Genomic DNA, 14,136 nt, shown 5'->3' with positions numbered 1-14,136 from the left:
TCCCTTCGCGACTGCGGGGCTCCGCTTCGCTGCACTCCTCGCGCTCAATGTGCTGGCCTTCCCTTCGCGACTGCGGGGCTCCGCTTCGCTGCACTCCTCGCGCTCACCNTCCCTTCGCGACTGCGGGGCTCCGCTTCGCTGCACTCCTCGCGCTCAATGTGCTGACCCTTCGGTCCGGAGCTGCGCGGCGGCGACCCGCTGACGGATGCCGGTGGTGATGAGGGCGGCGAAGCCGAGCGCGGCGAGCAGCAGCCCGACGGCGGTCAGCCCGACCGGCGGCCAGGGCACCGTGAAGACCGCCTCGGGCACCGGTCGGCCGGCGGCCGGGGTGAGGATCACCAGCGGCACCATGGTCGCCGCGACGACGGCGCCGACCAACAGCCCGACGCCGATCCCGATGACGGCCAGGAACGTCTGCTCGGCCAGGTAGGCGCGGGCCAGCAGGCGGGTGGTCGCGCCGAGCGTGCGGAACACGGCGAACTCGGTAAGCCGACGTCGGGTCGTGGCCCAGACGTCGACGGCCAGGCCGACCAGCGCGAGCAGCACGGACCCGAGCGCGGCGGCGAGCAGCCCGGTGCGGGCACCCCGCCAGTACGGGTCCCGGGCGGCCTCCGCGGCCACCTGCCGCCGGTCGTGCAGGACGGTGCCGCCGAGCGTGGCGAGGGCGTCCACCGCGGCGGTGTGTCCGCCGGGCCCGGTGCGCAGCCACCACTCGGCCACCGGACGGACCCCGCCGCGCCGCTCGATGAGTTGGTTGGTGGCGGCGGGCAGGTCGAGGAGCACCCCGTCGCCCGCGGTGCCGGGGATCGCGGCGACCTGACCGACCACCTTCACCTCCAGCGTCACCTCGCCGAGCGACAGCGTCACCGTGTCGCCGGTGCCCACGCTCAACGCGGCGGCCACCCCCGGCGTGATCAGCACCGGCACCGGCGGGTCGTCGCCGCCGGGCACCACGGCGAACCGGGACGACGGCGTGCGGGCGTACTGCAACAGGCCCTCGGGCACCTCGAAACTCTGCACCCCGTCGACGCCCTCCGGGGTGGCCAGCGCGGAGCCGCGCGGCCCCTGACCCGGATCGACCACCTTCCAGGCCCCGCTGACCGGCAGCGGCAGCGCGACACCGGCGGCGTCGGTGAGCCGCAGCCCGTCCAGGCGCAGCCGGTAGGAGGAGCCGATCGCGTCACCACCGTCAGCCTCGAAGCCGACCAGCCGCAGCGGCACGCCGCCGGCGTCGGGCAGGGGGACGGAGAAACGCACCGGACGGCCGTCACCGCCGGCCTCGGCCAGCCGCACCCGCCAGGCGCCGCCCGCGTCGGTGGTAAAGAACGCGGTCACCACCACCGTCGGCGTACCGAAGGACGTCGCCACCGGGGTGCGGACGGTGCCGGCCAGGGTCCGCGACCCGACCGGCAGGACGCCACCGACGGGCGCGCCCCGACCGTCGACCAACCGGTCCAGCAGCGCGGCGGTGGGCGTGCCGCCGTCGGCGTCGTCGAGCCGGATCATCCCGTGCGCGGCGGCCGCGTCCAGCCCCACCACGGTCGCCGGGCGGGCGTCCCGGCCGAGCCGTACGTCGTCCCGCCAGGCCGGCAGCACCCGGTCCACCCCGGGGACGGCGGCCAGCCGGGCGGCCCGGTCGTCGGGGGCGGTGCCGTCCCGCTCGGTCAGCCGCAGGTCGGCGCCGACGGTGTGCCGGGCCTGGTCCCGTTGCGAACGTTCCCAGGAGGCCATCAGCGACCAGGCCAGGGTGCTGCCGCCGACGGCGAGGGCGAGCAGCAGCACCGGCCCGGCGTGCGGGCGACGGCCGGCCTGCCACATGCCGAACATGGTGGCGTTCCACGGTCGCCGGTCGACGAGGCGTTCGGTGAGCCGGGTGGCCGGGGGCAGCAGCCGCAGCGCGATCACGCCGCCGGCCAGCACGCCGACGGTGGGGGCGGCGGCGAGCAGCGGGTCGATGCCGAGGCTGCCGTTCGCGCCGGCCAGCGGTGAGGAGTACTGGCGTAGCTGGGTCCAGGCGAGCACGGCCAGCCCCACCAGGGCCAGGTCGACGCTGGCCCGTTGCACGGCCGCGCCCCGGCTGGGACGGGACCGGGCCGCCATGTCGGCCACGTAGGTGCCGGCCCGGCGCAGGGCAGGCAGCACCATGGCCAGCAGGCAGCCGACCGCGGCGCCGACCGCGATCAGCCAGACCCGGGCCGCGCCGCCGTCGGTGAGCCGCAGGTCCGCGCCGAGATGTCGTACCGCCTGTCCGGTCAGCGCCGGGGCCAGCAGCACGGCCGGCGCCACCACCAGGGTCGCTTCGCGTACGGCGAGCCCGGCGAGCTGCCCACGTGCGGCGCCCCGGGCGCGCAGCAGCGCGGTCTGCGCCCGCCGGTCCTCGTTGAGCAGCGCGGCGACCAGCACCAGCGCGTACCCGCCGAGCACCACGATCAGCAGCAGCGGGGTGAGCAGGGCGGACCGGCCCACCAGGTCGGCCCGGCCGAGCCGGTCGACCAGCCGACCCAGGTGGCCGACCTGCTGGACGGAGGAACCCAGGCCGGTGGCCTCGGGCAGCCGCTCGGTGACGTCGGCCAGCGCGGTGGTGACGGAGGACAACCGGCCCGGCTCCACCGCCACCAGGTCGGGGGCGACCAGCCAGGCCGCCGACGTGGACCCCGGGAAGGTACGCGTGAAGTCGGCCGGGTCCAGCGCGAACGGCCCGTACGAGGTGACCGCCGCGTCGCCCTGGCCGTCGCCGAGGCCCGGGGCGAGCCGCCAGTACGGGTCGGACGCGTCCCGGGGTCGCCAGGTGCCGACGACCACCACCGCGCCGGCCCGTTCCGCGCCCCGGTCGTACAGCGGCACCCGTTCCCCGACCTCCAGGCCGAGCCGGGCGGCGACCTTCTCCGGGACCGTCACCTGCAACGGTGCGCCACCGGGCGTCGGCCACGCCCCGGCGGTCAACTCGGCGCGGGCCGGCAGGTCGTCCAGGGCGGCGAGGGTGGCGAACATCGGGTCGTCGTCCGTGCGGGCGGCCCCGACGTCACCGGTCAGCTCCCGCCCGGTGCCGTAGCGGGCGGCGGCGACGGTGACCGGCGCCCCGCCCAGCCCGTCGGCGAACTGCGCCCGGACCGCCCGGTCCCGCTCGGCGAACGCCGCGGCGTCCGCGCCGCCGGAACCGCTGACCAGCAGGCTGCGCTCCTCCGCCGGGGCGGCGTCGAGCACCGCGCGGGCCCCCGCCTCGACCGCCCGGCGGTTGTAGTCGGAGAGCCCGGTGACCAGCCCGACCGCGACGAGCGCCGCGACTGCCGCGGCGAGCAGCAGCCCACGGGCCTCGACCGCCCGCCTCCACACCAGCTTCATCCGACGACGTCCCTTCCCCGGCCCGCGTGCCGATGACCAGGAAGACCCACCAGCCCGAAGAAAAGGTTCGCGNCCCGCCCCACCCCCGCCCGCCTCGCCCGCTTCGTCGATCTTGGACTTGTGGTGCCTGGAACATCCCATGAGGGGCTTTTATGAGGTGCCACAACTCCAAGATCGACGCAGAAGGGGGGTTGTCCACAGGGGCGGACGGCGGGGCGGGCGGGGCGGGAGGGTGGGCGGATGTGGCGGTACGGGGAGTTACGGGCGGCGGGGTTGAGTCGTGGGGCGGTGCGGCACCGGGTCGAGGCGGGGCGGATCGGGCGGCTCTCCCGAGGTGTCTACGGATACGCCGACGACGAGATGGCACGGCTACGGGCACTGTTCCGTCGACTGCCGCCCGGCACGGTGGCGGGCTTCCACACCGGCGCCCGGCTGCACCGGTTCGCAGCGGCGCCCGCCGACCGGGTGCATGTGATCGTGCCGGCGGGCAGCGCGGCGCCGAGAATCCGGGGCGTGGCCGTGCACCAGTCGGTCCTGCCGGTCGACGACGTGGTGGTCGTCGCCGGGGTGCCGTGTGCGCCGGCCGCCCGCTGCGCCGTCGACCTGGCCCGGGTGCTACGCCGGGCCGATGCCCTGCCGGTGCTGGATCTCTGCCTGCGGGTGGGTGCCTGCCGCCGTGCGGACCTGCGGGCGGAGCTCAGGTCGCACGCCGGGCTGCGGGGCGTACGCCAGGCAGGCCGCCTGGCCGAGCTGGCCGATCCACGCGCGGAGTGCCGGCAGGAGAGCCAACTGCGTTTGTTGCTGGTCGACGCCGGCCTACCTGTGCCGGAACCGCAACTGTGGGTCCCCGACGACGACGGGGTGCCGCTCTACCGGCTCGACCTGGGCTATCGGCGGGAACGGATCGGCGTCGAGTACGACGGCCGCTCCCACCTCGACCCGGACCGCCTGCACCACGACCGCTCCCGGCTGAACTGGTTGGCGGAGCACGGCTGGCGTCTGCGCGTCTACACCGCCACGGATCTCTACCGCCGCCCGAAGCACATCCAGGCGTCCATCCGGGCACTCCTCACCGCCGGATGACCCGGCCGGCGTGCCCGAGACCGACCGGGCGACGGCCTGGTCACGATCGGCCCAGGGATTGGTCGCGACCCGGGACCCGGCGGGCCGACCGACGCCTCGCGACGTCTGGGCCGGTCAGGAGGGTTTCGGGCGGTCGCGGTCCTTGGAGGGCTGGACGCGTTTCGGCTCGCCCGGCATCTTCGGGTATTCCGGCGGGTACGGCAGGTCGCCCAGGCCGTCGGCGGCGTCCCGGTCGGCCCATTCCAGCAGCGGCGTGATGTCCCACGGGGCGTCGTCGACGCCAGCGTGCGGGTCGCCCCGCTCGGCGAGCCGGGCCGGCACCGTGCCCAGGTGGAAGTCGTCCGGGTCGATGCGGGTCAGCTCGTCCCAGTCGACCGGGGTGGAGACGGTCGCCCGCGCGTTGGCCCGCAGCGAGTACGCGCAGGCGATGGTGCGGTCCCGCGCGGTCTGGTTGAAGTCGACGAAGACCCGGCGGCCCCGCTCCTCCTTCCACCACGCGGTGGTGACCAGCTCGGGCCGGCGACGCTCCAGCTCCCGGGCCAGCGCGATGGTGGCGCGGCGCACCTCGACGAACGTCCAGCGCGGTTGGATGCGCAGGTAGACGTGCACGCCCCGGCCGCCGGAGGTCTTCGGCCAGCCGGGCACGCCCAGCTCGTCGAGCAGGCCGCGCAGCTCACCGGCGGCGGTCACCGCGTCGGCGAAGTCGGTGCCGGGTTGCGGATCGAGGTCGACGCGCAGCTCGTCCGGGCGGTCGGTGTCGGCGGCGCGCACCGGCCACGGGTGAAACACGATCGTGCCCATCTGCGCCGCCCAGGCCACATGCGCCAGGTCGGCCGGGCACAGCTCGTCGGCCGTGCGGCCGCTGGGGAAGCTGATCTCCGCCGTGCGGACCCACGGGGGTACGCCGCGCGTCGGCACCCGTTTGGAGAAGAACATCTCCCCCCCGATGCCCTCGGGGAAGCGTTGCAGGGTGGTGGGCCGGTCCCGCAGGGCACGCATGATCCCGTCGCCGACCGCCAGGTAGTAGTGGAAGACGTCCGACTTGGTGAAGCCGCGCTGCGGGAAGATCACCCGATCCGGGCTGCTCAGCCGCACCGCCCGCCCGGCGACCTCGATCTCCTCGACCGCACTCCTGCCCGCCATCACGCGACCATATGCGATGGCACCGACAGTCGACGTACCGTTGCGGGGTGAGTCTTTCCGACAACGAACTGCCCCGCACCGAGGACGAGTGGCGGGTCCGACTGAGCCCGGAGGAGTTCCGGGTGCTCCGCGAGGCCGGCACCGAGGCCCCCTGGGCCGGTGAGTACGTCGACACCAAGACCCCGGGCGTCTACCACTGCCGGGCCTGCGGGGCCGAACTGTTCCGCAGCGACGACAAATTCGACTCGCACTGCGGCTGGCCCAGCTTCGACGACGCCATCCCGGGTGCGGTCAAGGAGATCCCCGACAACACGCTCGGCATGCGGCGGACGGAGATCCGCTGCGCCCGCTGCGACAGCCACCTGGGGCACGTCTTCGAGGGTGAGGGCTTCACCCCGAAGGACACCCGGCACTGCGTCAACTCGATCTCGGTCCGGCTGGAGCCGAACGGCGGCTGACGAGCGCGGTCCTACAGGCGCAGCAGACCGCCGGCCTCGTCGACGAGGTCGGCGGTCTCGTCGTCCAGCCACACCCCGCCGGCGGCCAGGTAGCGGAAGCGGTACTCACCCGGGCCGAGCCGGACGGTCACGGTGCGGGTGCCGTCACGCCGGGCCGTCAGCTCGTGCCGGCCGGGCTCCCAGCCGTTGAAGGAGCCGACCACGCTGACCGGCCCGGCCGGGGTGTCCCGGGGCAGGCAGAAGGTCACCCGGGTCTGGTTGCCGAAGAGTTTGCTGCGCTTGATCACGGAACCTCCCGGGCTGTCGTGCCATCACCGGGGACAACGCGCGACACGCCGGCAGCGACACGCCGTCGGGCCGGACCGGGTTCGCCGGTTCCGGCCGCGCCGACGGATCCGCTGCACCACCCTGGGATGACAGGTCCGTTTTCGGGGGGTTCGGTAATGGCGGCGTGCGAGGTCTGCGGCAACGACTACTGGATGGCGTTCGAGGTGCGCACGGTCGACGGGGCGCGGCACACGTTCGACTGCTTCGAGTGCGCCGTGCACAAGATGGCGCCGATCTGCGAGCACTGCCAAATCAAGATCGTCGGCCACGGCGTCGAGGTCTCCGGCCGTTTCTTCTGCTGCGCCCACTGCGCCCGCGCGGTGGAGGGCGAGCAGGGCGCCGAGATCCGCGACGCGGTCGGCGCGCGACCCGCCTGAGGCCACCCCGCCCGGCCGACCGGCCCGATCCGGGGACGACCTAACCTGGCGGGATGCCCGTCGAGTCACACCTGGCCGGCTTCGCCGAGCTGGACGCCCGCACCTTCCACGACCTGCTCCGGCTGCGCATCGACGTGTTCGTGGTCGAGCAGTCCTGCCCGTACCCGGAACTCGACGGCCGGGACGTCGAGCCCGGCACCCGGCACCTCTGGCTGACCCGCGACGGCGCCGTCGTGGCGTACCTGCGGATCCTGGCCGACGCGGGCGGCGAGGCGCGGATCGGCCGGGTGGTGGTGGCGCCGGCGGCGCGCGGCGCCGGCCTGGCCGGCGCGCTGATGACCGAGGCGCTGGCTCTGGTGGGTGACGGGCCGTGTGTGCTGGAGGCGCAGTCGCACCTGGTCGGCTTCTACGCCGGGCACGGCTTCGCGGTCAGCGGGCCCGGCTACCTCGACGACGGCATCCCGCACACGCCGATGCGCCGGAATCCAAACTAATTGACGCTGGTCGTTTTCTGTGGCAGCGTGCGGACGAGCCGCCACGCGGGAGAGGGCAACTTCCGACAGTCCGGGCGTCGTGCACCGACACCCACCCGGAGGCTTCACATGTCCAGTCCAACCCGCCGACGCGTTCCGCTCGCGGCGGCGATCCTCGGCGTCTGCACGGTCGTCGCGGCGCTGCTCACCACCGCGTTCTCCGGCCCGGCCTCGGCGCACGGGTCCGTCATCGACCCGGCGTCGCGCAACTACGGCTGCTGGCAGCGCTGGGGCAGCGACTTCCAGAACCCGGCGATGGCCACCCAGGACCCGATGTGCTGGCAGGCCTGGCAGTCCGACCCGAGCGCCATGTGGAACTGGAACGGCCTGTTCCGCGAGGGCGTGGCCGGCAACCACCAGGGCGCCATCCCGGACGGCCAGCTCTGCAGCGGCGGACGCACCTCCAACGGCCGCTACAACTCCCTCGACACGGTCGGCGCGTGGAAGACCTCGTCGATCTCGAACAACTTCCGGATCAAGCTGTACGACCAGGCCAGCCACGGCGCCGACTACATCCGGGTGTACGTCACCAAGCAGGGCTTCAACGCGCTGACCACGCCGCTGCGCTGGAGCGACCTGGAGCAGGTCGGCCAGATCGGCAACACCCCGGCCAGCCAGTGGACGCCGGAGACGTCGGGCGTGTCGATCCAGGTGCCGGCGAACGCGCCGGGCCGCACCGGCCGGCACATCGTCTACACCATCTGGCAGGCCAGCCACCTGGACCAGTCGTACTACCTGTGCAGCGACGTGGACTTCGGCGGCAGCGGCCCGTCCCCGACGACGTCGCCGACGACGTCCCCGACCGCGTCGCCGACGACCAGCCCGACCACGTCGCCCACCACCCGCCCGACGACGACGCCCACCGGCGGCCCGACGACGCCGAACCCGGCCGGCGGCTGCACCGCCACCTACCAGATCACCGGTCAGTGGGGCGGCGGGTTCCAGGCCGAGGTGAAGGTGACCAACGGCGGCGGCTCGGCGATCCGCGGCTGGTCGGTGAGCTGGAACTACCAGAACGGCCAGCAGGTCAGCTCGGCGTGGAACGCCACGGTGAGCACGAGCGGGACGCTGGTGACGGCCCGCAACGTGGCCTACAACGGCGCGCTGGCGCCGGGGGCGAGCACCTCGTTCGGCTTCACCGGCACGTCCACCGGCACCAACCCGGTGCCGGGGATCCTCTCCTGCACGACGACCGCCTGACCGCTTGACCGCTTGATAGGAGGGGGCCCCGCTTAACACGTGTTGTTAAGCGGGGCCCCCGCCTCTACCGAAAGCGTTAAGCGGGGCCCCCGCCTTTCACACGAGGCAGGCGACCAGGTCGGCGATGGGGCGGCGGCGGCCGGTGTAGAAGGGGATCTCCTCACGGACGTGCCGGCGGGCGCCGGAGGCCCGCAGGTCGCGCATCAGGTCCACGATCCGGTGCAGCTCGTCGGCCTCGAAGGCGAGCATCCACTCGTAGTCGCCGAGCGCGAACGAGGCGACCGTGTTGGCCCGCACGTCCGGGTAGCCCCGGGCCATCTTCCCGTGCTCGGCCAGCAACTCCCGGCGCTCGGCGTCGGGCAGCAGGTACCACTCGTAGGACCGGACGAACGGGTAGACGCAGAGGTAGCCGCGCGGCTGCTCGTCGGCCAGGAACGCCGGGATGTGGCTCTTGTTGAACTCCGCCGGGCGGTGCAGCGCCATCTGCGACCAGACCGGGGTGAGCGCCCGGCCCAGCGTGGTACGGCGGAACCGCAGGTACGCGTCCTGGAGCGCGTCGCTGGACGACGAGTGCCACCAGATCATCAGGTCCGCGTCGGCGCGCAGCCCGGCCACGTCGTACGTGCCCCGGACCGTCACATCCTTGCCGGCCAGCTCCGCGAAGAGCGACTCGACCTCGTCGACGACGTTCTCCCGCAGCGACGGCAGCGGGCTGCTGGCCCGGTACACCGACCACATGGTGTAGCGGATGGTGTCGTTGAGTTCCCGCAGCCGCGCCGCGTTGGTCTGCTCGGTCATGCCGATCCTCCCAGTGCCGTGATGATCTCTTCGGCCGCCGTCTCGCCGGAGCGGACGCAGACCGGAATGCCGACGCCGTCGTAGCCGGCCCCGGCCAGGGCCAGCGTCGGGTGGGCCGCGCGCAGCGCCGTCCGGACCGCCGCCACCCGGTCGGCGTGCCCCGGGGCGTACTGCGGCAGCGCCCCACCCCACCGTTGCACGTGCCGGGCCACCGGCTCGGGCAGCGCCGTGCCGAGCACCGTCGACAACTCCCGGCGCACGGTGTCGGCCAGGTCGTCGTCGGTGAGCTGGAGCGCGGTCTCGTCGCCGTAGCGACCCACCGACGCACGCACCAGCGCCAGCCCGTCGGGCCGGCGCAGGTGCCCCCACTTGGTGGTGAAGAACGTGGCCGCCTTGATCAGCAGGCCCTCGCCGGCCGGCACCAGGAAACCGGACAGCTCCGGCAGTTCCGGTGCGGGCAGGGCGAGCGTGACCAGCGCGACGCTGGCGTAGTCGAGCGCGCCGACGGTCCCCGCCACCTCCGACGCCGGACCGGCGAGCAGCCGGGCCGCCGGCCGGGCCGGCACCGCCAGCAGCACCGCGTCGGCCACGACGTGCTCGGCGTCCCGGGTCGGCCCGACGGTGAGCCGCCAGCCGGTCGGGGTCCGGGCCAGTTCCCGCACCGCCGCGTCCCGGCGGATCGTCGCCCCACTCGCCTCCGCCGCCGCCTCCACCAGGGTGCTCAGCCCGCCGGCCAGGGTGCCGAAGACCGGGGCGCCGGGCGCGCGCGGCGCGGCGGCCTGCGCCGCGCGTACCGCGCCGACCAGCGTGTGTTCGGTGCGCGCCGCGCGGGCCAGCGCCGGCATGGTGGTGACCAGGGACAGGTCGTCGGCCCGGCCGGCGTAGACGCCGCCGAGCATCGGGTCGACCAGCCGGTCCACCACCGCGTCGCCGAGCCGGTCCCGGACCAGCCGACCGACCGCCAGGTCCTCCCCCGCAGCCAGCAGCGGGCGGCCGGCGTCCCGGTCGGCGTCCGCCGCCGGCCGCGCCACCGTCGCCACCTTGTCCAGATCCCCGGGTACGCCGACCAGCGTGCCGCCCGGCACCGGGCGCAGCCCGCCGTCGACCAGCAGGGCGGCCTGCCCGACGCTCGGGTGCACGATCGAGGCGTCCAGGTCGAGCCGGCGGGCCAGCGTGACCGCCGCCGACTCCCCGCCGGCCGGGTCGCGCATCAGGAACGACTCCGCCCCGAACTCGACCGGTCCGCCGGCCAGCTCACCGGTGCGCAGCTTGCCGCCGAGGCGGCCGGACTGCTCGTACACGGTGATCTCGGTGCCGGCGGGCGCGCGGTCGCGCAACCGGACGGCGGCGGCCAGCCCGGTGATCCCGCCACCGACGATCGCCACCCGCCACGGCCGCGACACGGCTAGCCCTGGCGGGCCGGTCGCGCGGACAGCTCGTGCACCAGCGCGACCACCCGGGTCAGCACGTCGGGGTCGGTCTCCGGCAGGACACCGTGCCCGAGGTTGAACACGTGGCCGGGGGCGGCCCGGCCCTGCTCGACGATGCGCCGCACCTCGGCCTCCACCACCGGCCACGGGGCGAGCAGGACGGTCGGGTCGAGGTTGCCCTGCACCGCCTTGTCCGGCCCGATCCGGCCGGTGGCGACGTCCAGCGGCGTGCGCCAGTCCACGCCGACCACGTCGGCGCCGGCCTCACCCATCGCGGCGAGCAGCTCACCGGTGCCCACCCCGAAGTGGATCCGCGGCACCCCGCCGTCCGCCAGCCCACCCAGCACGGACGCCGAGTGGGGCAGCACGAAGCGGCGGTAGTCGGCCTCGGAGAGCGCGCCGGCCCAGGAGTCGAAGAGCTGCACCGCCGAGACGCCCGCCTCGATCTGCACCCGCAGGAACGACGACGTCACCTCGGCCAGCCGGGCGCAGAGCGCGTGCCACAGTTCGGGGTCGCCGTACATCAGCGCCTTGGTCTTCGCGTGGGTCCGCGACGGCCCGCCCTCGACCAGGTAGCTGGCCAGCGTGAACGGTGCGCCGGCGAAGCCGATCAGCGGGGTGTCGCCCAGCTCGGCGACGAGCAACCGGACCGCCTCGTCCACGTAGGACACCTCGTCGCGACCGATCCGGGCGATCCGCTCGACGTCGGCGGCGGTACGCACCGGCTCGGCCACCACCGGCCCGGTGCCGGGCACGATGTCCAGGTCGATCCCGGCGGCCGCCACCGGCACCACGATGTCGCTGAACAGGATCGCCGCGTCCACCCCGTGCCGGCGGACCGGCTGGAGGGTGATCTCGGTGACCAGCTCGGGCCGGCGGCACGACTCCAGCATCGGCACGCTGGCCCGGATCTCGCGGTACTCCGGCAGCGACCGGCCGGCCTGGCGCATGAACCAGACCGGGGTGTGTGGGACCGGCTGACGCCGGCAGGCGCGCACGAAGGGCGAGTCGGCCGGCCCGCCCCGGCGGGGTTCTCCGTCTCGGGCGGCAGTGCCCGTGGTGTCGGTGGTCATCGCGGCAATCGTGCCACGGCCCCCACCACCGCCCGCGCTCACCGTACGCATTTGTGACGCAGTAGGAAGGGCCCCCTGTTAACGCCTCCGGTAGAGAAGGCGCCCCTTCTCACACCGCGACGCGCCCGGCGCGCCATCGCACACGGCGCGGCGGGAGCGGCATAGGCTGCCGGCATGGCCCCCCCGATCGCGCTCCCGGAAACGTTCGCTCGCGCGGTCGCGGGGTTGCGGTCGGCGACACCCCGGCCGGAGATCGTGCTGGAGGAGGTCGGCGCCCCGCAGCGCCTGGCCCCGTACGCGTTCGCGCTGTCCGCCGCCGTCATGCGCGACGACGACGAGGTGGCCAGCGGCCGGCTGATCCTGCTGCACGACCCCGCCGGACACGAGGCGTGGCAGGGCACGCTGCGGCTGGTCACGTACGTCACCGCCGAACTGGAGGTCGACCTGGCCAGCGACCCGCTGCTGCCCGGCGTGGGTTGGACCTGGCTGACCGACGCGCTGGACGCGCAGGGCGCCGGGCACCGGGCGATCGGCGGCACGGTCACCCAGACGCTCTCCACCCGGTTCGGCGAGCTGGCCGGGCCCCCGGCCGCCGGCGACATCGAGATCCGCGCCTCCTGGACGCCGCTGCGCGCCGACCTCGGCCCGCACCTGCTCGGCTGGTGCGCCCTGCTCGCCTCGACGGCCGGCCTGCCCCCGCCCGGCGTCACCGCCCTACCCACCCGCCGCCCCGCCGGCGCCGCCTAACCCACCCCACCCCACCCAGGCGCTGTTCGATCATGAAGTTGGCGGCGAATATGGAGATCCACATCGCCGCCAACTTCATGATCGACCGGGTGGGGGGTCAGGGGGGTGGGGGTGGGTCAGAGGTAGTTCTCGGCCTCGTCGCAGATCTTGTCGAGGCCCTTGTTGGCCGCCTCGAAGCCGGCCTTGTCACCGCGTGACGCCGCCGTGATGGCGGTGGTCAGCTTGTCCAGGCAGTTCGCGATGACCTTCTTCTGCCGGGCCTGCTCGTCCCGGTCGTTCTTGGTACCGGTCAGGTCCTGCTCGGTGTCGGCCAGCCGCTCCTGGACCGCCTTCAACTCGCCCCGGACCTTCTCCAACTCCCGCTGGTTCGCCGAGATGGTGCCGTCACGCTGGCTCACCTGCCGCTCGGCCTTGTCCAGCTTGCCGTTGGTGGTGACGTAGAGGCCGGTCATCACGCCGCCGAGGACGAGAAGGAGCCCGGCGACGAGGGCCAGGACGAGCGTGGTCCGCCGTCGACCGCCACCGGCCGGCGCACCCGGCGGCCCGTACGGCGCTCCGGCCGGCCCGTACGGCGGACCGGGCGGACCGGACAGCGGCTGCGGCTCGTAACCGAGGCCGGAGACGGGCGGGGCCGACATCGGCGGGTAGCCGGCGCCGGAGACCGGTGGCGCCGACGTCGGCGGGACCGGCGCGGCACCGGGCACGTAGCCACCCGGCCCCGGCTGGCCGGGAGCGGACTGACCGGGACCGTACCCGCCAGGGGCGGACTGACCGGAACCGTAGGGAGCGGGCTGACCAGGACCGTAGGCCCCGGAGGCGGGCTGACCGGGGCCGTACGCGCCGGATGTGGGCTGACCGGGCACGTGAGCGCCCGACACGGGCTGCTGGGGCAGGGTGGGGTCGGGCTGGGCCGGGCCGTACGGCGGGGGCGTGGGCCCGCTCCCGTACTGGTTGCCGTAGACCGTGCCGCCCGGCGGCTGGCCGTCGGTCGGTGGCTGGGACATGTCGTTCCTCCAGGTGTGCTGGCCCCGCGGGGTGGCCGGGAGCCGGGGTCGAGGTGGGGGTGGTCCGGCCGCACCGGTGCGAGCGCGGGCCGCCCGTCAGCAGAGTGAGAACCGGTCGCAGGCGGTCTTGATGGGCACCGCCAGGCCGATGCCCTCGGCGTCGCGGGCCTTGGCCGTGGCGATGCCGACGACCTCCTTGGAGCCGTTGATCACGGGTCCGCCGGAGTTGCCGGGGTTGATCGGCGCGTCGAACTGGATCACCGGGCCGGAGCCCCCCTCGTCCTCGCGGAACGCGCTCACCACGCCCGTGGTCACGCTGTCCTGCAACCCGAGTGGTGCGCCCACCACCACGATCTGCTGGCCGGACTTGACCGGCGTACGCGCGGCGACGAGCCCGCCGAACTTCGCCGTGGTCCGCAACTGCGCGAGGTCCTTGTCCTTGTCGGTGGCGATGATGGTCGCCTCGAAGCGCTGGTCGGTGCGTTCCAGGAAGACCTTGCGTTCGCCGGCCGCCACGACCGACTCCACCACGTGGAAGTTGGTGAGCAGGGTGGTGCCGCCGCCGGCCGGCGGCTTGCCGATGGCGAACGCCGTACCGGTGAACTGGCCGGCCCGGACGCG

14 protein-coding genes are annotated in these 14,136 nt (G+C 74.4%); 6 read left to right on the top strand and 8 right to left on the bottom strand.

The features are described from left to right. Positions 1-153: 153 nt before the first annotated feature. On the bottom strand, positions 154-3,342 hold the full coding sequence (locus B1205_RS00775; RefSeq protein ID WP_089153847.1) for an ABC transporter permease: 3,189 nt from the start codon (positions 3,340-3,342) through the stop codon (positions 154-156). Positions 3,343-3,582: 240 nt separating this feature from the next. On the opposite strand from B1205_RS00775, the gene B1205_RS00770 reads away from it, so the two are divergent. After that, complete coding sequence (locus B1205_RS00770) at positions 3,583-4,425, top strand: type IV toxin-antitoxin system AbiEi family antitoxin domain-containing protein (RefSeq protein ID WP_089153846.1); 843 nt, start codon at positions 3,583-3,585, stop codon at positions 4,423-4,425. A 114-nt stretch (positions 4,426-4,539) separates the two neighbouring features. Here the strand turns inward: B1205_RS00770 and ligD are convergent, their stop codons facing one another. Continuing rightward, a complete protein-coding gene (gene ligD, locus B1205_RS00765; protein WP_089153845.1) occupies positions 4,540-5,568 on the bottom strand; it encodes a non-homologous end-joining DNA ligase in 1,029 nt (342 codons plus the stop codon). A gap of 47 nt (positions 5,569-5,615) precedes the next feature. Between ligD and msrB the strand changes: the two genes are divergently transcribed. Then, entirely contained in the window at positions 5,616-6,026 is a 411-nt protein-coding gene (msrB, locus tag B1205_RS00760; protein ID WP_089153844.1) for a peptide-methionine (R)-S-oxide reductase MsrB, read from the top strand. Positions 6,027-6,037: 11 nt separating this feature from the next. Here the strand turns inward: msrB and B1205_RS00755 are convergent, their stop codons facing one another. Beyond that, a complete protein-coding gene (locus B1205_RS00755; RefSeq protein ID WP_089153843.1) occupies positions 6,038-6,313 on the bottom strand; it encodes an isoamylase early set domain-containing protein in 276 nt (91 codons plus the stop codon). Between the two features lie 156 nt (positions 6,314-6,469). Here B1205_RS00755 and B1205_RS00750 point away from each other — a divergent pair, with 156 nt between their 5' ends. From B1205_RS00750 to B1205_RS00740, 3 genes are all read left to right on the top strand, one after another. Continuing rightward, the gene (locus B1205_RS00750) at positions 6,470-6,730 is read left to right on the top strand and encodes a Prokaryotic metallothionein (RefSeq protein WP_089153842.1); all 261 of its coding nucleotides are present in this window, start codon (positions 6,470-6,472) and stop codon (positions 6,728-6,730) included. A gap of 53 nt (positions 6,731-6,783) precedes the next feature. Beyond that, positions 6,784-7,224, top strand: coding sequence for a GNAT family N-acetyltransferase (locus B1205_RS00745; protein WP_089153841.1), 441 nt, complete (start codon positions 6,784-6,786; stop codon positions 7,222-7,224). Between the two features lie 108 nt (positions 7,225-7,332). Beyond that, positions 7,333-8,463, top strand: coding sequence for a lytic polysaccharide monooxygenase (locus tag B1205_RS00740; protein ID WP_089153840.1), 1,131 nt, complete (start codon positions 7,333-7,335; stop codon positions 8,461-8,463). 96 nt (positions 8,464-8,559) lie between these two features. On the opposite strand, the gene hemQ is transcribed toward B1205_RS00740, so the two are convergent. From hemQ to hemE, 3 genes are read right to left on the bottom strand one after another with little or no spacing between them, the layout of a single operon-like run. Further along, positions 8,560-9,261, bottom strand: coding sequence for a hydrogen peroxide-dependent heme synthase (hemQ, locus tag B1205_RS00735; protein WP_089153839.1), 702 nt, complete (start codon positions 9,259-9,261; stop codon positions 8,560-8,562). Next, a complete protein-coding gene (hemG, locus tag B1205_RS00730; protein ID WP_089153838.1) occupies positions 9,258-10,664 on the bottom strand; it encodes a protoporphyrinogen oxidase in 1,407 nt (468 codons plus the stop codon). Before hemG ends, hemQ begins: the two co-directional genes overlap by 4 nt. 2 nt (positions 10,665-10,666) lie before the next feature. Further along, positions 10,667-11,764 (bottom strand): uroporphyrinogen decarboxylase, encoded by a 1,098-nt coding sequence (hemE, locus tag B1205_RS00725; RefSeq protein WP_176308366.1) that lies wholly within the window; start codon positions 11,762-11,764, stop codon positions 10,667-10,669. Positions 11,765-11,938: 174 nt separating this feature from the next. Here hemE and B1205_RS00720 point away from each other — a divergent pair, with 174 nt between their 5' ends. After that, positions 11,939-12,511, top strand: coding sequence for a DUF3000 domain-containing protein (locus B1205_RS00720; protein ID WP_089153836.1), 573 nt, complete (start codon positions 11,939-11,941; stop codon positions 12,509-12,511). A gap of 116 nt (positions 12,512-12,627) precedes the next feature. Here the strand turns inward: B1205_RS00720 and B1205_RS00715 are convergent, their stop codons facing one another. Together B1205_RS00715 and B1205_RS30545 are read right to left on the bottom strand one after the other, a co-directional pair. Continuing rightward, positions 12,628-13,515, bottom strand: coding sequence for a hypothetical protein (locus B1205_RS00715; protein ID WP_089153835.1), 888 nt, complete (start codon positions 13,513-13,515; stop codon positions 12,628-12,630). Positions 13,516-13,611: 96 nt separating this feature from the next. Next, positions 13,612-14,097, bottom strand: a complete 486-nt coding sequence (locus tag B1205_RS30545; protein ID WP_441338427.1) for a S1C family serine protease — start codon at positions 14,095-14,097, stop codon at positions 13,612-13,614. Positions 14,098-14,136: the final 39 nt, after the last annotated feature.

It is taken from the genome of Micromonospora sp. NBS 11-29 (assembly GCF_002140155.1).
Classification (GTDB): domain Bacteria; phylum Actinomycetota; class Actinomycetes; order Mycobacteriales; family Micromonosporaceae; genus Micromonospora.
This window is presented reverse-complemented; position numbering and strand designations above follow the sequence as displayed.